The 2,047-nt window shown below is 68.2% G+C and carries 2 protein-coding genes; both read left to right on the top strand.

Going from position 1 to position 2,047, the window contains the following annotated elements; all coding sequences use genetic code 11:
* On the top strand, positions 1-1,750 hold a 1,750-nt coding region (locus BZY54_RS47430; RefSeq protein ID WP_086731485.1), incomplete at its 5' end, for an alpha-galactosidase D.
* 113 nt (positions 1,751-1,863) lie between these two features.
* Positions 1,864-2,047 (top strand): twin-arginine translocation signal domain-containing protein (locus BZY54_RS55765; RefSeq protein ID WP_143668394.1); only part of this gene is annotated, 184 nt, incomplete at its 3' end.

Raw genomic sequence — 2,047 nt, 5'->3', positions numbered from 1 at the left:
GCCCACGGCCGTCCCCTCCACCTCCACGACCGCGGCCCCCACCTCGACCACGGCCACGGCGGACGCCACCTCCGGCACGGCGGCCAAGCCGTACATGGGCTGGTCCAGTTGGAGCATGCAGTCCTCCCAGTACCCGGGCCTGAACCCGAACGGAAACTACAGCTACCTCAGCGAAGCCAACGTCCTGAAGCAGACGGACGCCCTCGCCACCACGCTGAAGAACTACGGCTACGACTACGTCAACATCGACGCCGGCTGGTGGATGGACAACGACTGGACGCCCGAGTACGACCAGTACGGCCGGCAGACACCCGACCCGGTACGGTTCCCCCACGGCATGAAGTCGGTCGCCGACCACATCCACTCCAAGGGCCTGAAGGCCGGCATCTACCTTCCCGTCGGACTGGAGAAGGGTGCGTACGGCGACGGCAAGGTGCCGATCTCGAACGCCCCCGGCTGCACCACCGCGGACGTCGTCTACCCGGATCTGCGCACCACCAACGGCTGGGACAGCGCCTACAAGCTCGACTTCGACAACCCCTGCGCCCAGAAGTACATCGACTCGCAGGCGCAGATGTTCGCCGACTGGGGCTACGACTTCCTCAAGCTGGACGGCGTGGGCCCCGGCTCGTTCAAGTCCGGCGACAACTACGACAACGTCGCGGACGTCGCCGCCTGGCACAAGGCCATCGCCGCCACCGGACGCCCGATCCACCTGGAGCTGTCCTGGTCGCTCGACGTCAATCATGCCGCGGATTGGAAGAAGTACTCCAACGGCTGGCGCATCGACACCGACGTCGAGTGCTACTGCAACACCCTCGTCACCTGGGAGAACTCGGTCAACGACCGGTGGAACGACGCCCCCGCGTGGAGCAGCAAGGCAGGCCCCGGCGGCTGGAACGACCTGGACGCGATCGACGTCGGCAACGGCGCCATGGACGGCCTGACCAACGCCGAGCGACAGAGCTACATGACCCTGTGGGCCATCAACAAGTCGCCCCTGTTCACCGGTGACGACCTCACCAAGCTGGACAGCTACGGCCTCTCCCTGCTGACCAACCGGGAAGTCATCGCCGTCGACCAGAACGACTCGCCCGTGGCACGTCCCGTCACCCCGATGGGCGACCAGCAGGTCTGGGGGACCGAGAACCCCAACGGCACTTACACCATCGCCCTGTTCAACCTCGGCGGCTCCTCGGCCTCCGTCACCGCCGACTGGGCGTCCTTCGGATTCACCGGCGCAGCCTCCGTGCGCGACCTGTGGAGCCACCAGGACCTCGGGACGCACAAGAACGAGATCACCGCGACGCTGCCCGCGCACGGTTCCCGGCTGTTCACCGTCAGGCCGGGTGGCGCCCCCCTGGCGACCACCCGCTACGAGGCCGAGTCCGCGAACAACACCCTGACCGGCAACGCCGCCGTCGCCGGCTGCGCCTCCTGCTCCGGCGGCAAGAAGGTCGGCAACCTCTACCTGGACAGCAGGCTGCAGTTCAACGACATCACGGTGAAGAAGGACGGCATCTACACGGTGAACGTCGCCTACGTCAGCGGCGACCCCCGCTCGGTCACGGTCTACTCCAACAGCGGCAACGGCACCAGCCTGAAGTTCCCCTCCACGGGCGACTGGGCCACGGTCGAGACCGTCAGCGTGCAACTGGCCCTGAAGGCGGGCTCCAACACCATCACCTTCGACAGCGGCTGGGACTACTCACCCGACATCGACAGGATCGACGTACCCAAGTCCGCCTGATCCCTGCGCGGGGCCCGGCAGCCACACGACCGGGCCCCGCACCCGGGCACCGTCCCGCCCCGCACCATCCCGCGCGACCGGGCCCCCCACACTCGCCGTACGCACCTCACACGATGCCCGACGGCCCGTGGCCGTCGTCCCCGCATGCGCCGTCTGCCGGACATGGAGTGCACACCATGGACACTCAGCACACCGAATCGCACGACCACCGCCCGAGCCGCAGGGGCTTCCTCGCTCTCGCCGCCACCGCGGGCGCGGCCGCCGCCCTCGGCACCCTGCCCGCCTTCACCGCCTCGG

The organism is Streptomyces carpinensis, assembly GCF_002154505.1.
Lineage (GTDB): Bacteria > Actinomycetota > Actinomycetes > Streptomycetales > Streptomycetaceae > Streptomyces > Streptomyces carpinensis.
Note: the sequence above shows the minus strand (reverse complement) of the source record. Positions and strands in the feature narration are given on the sequence as shown.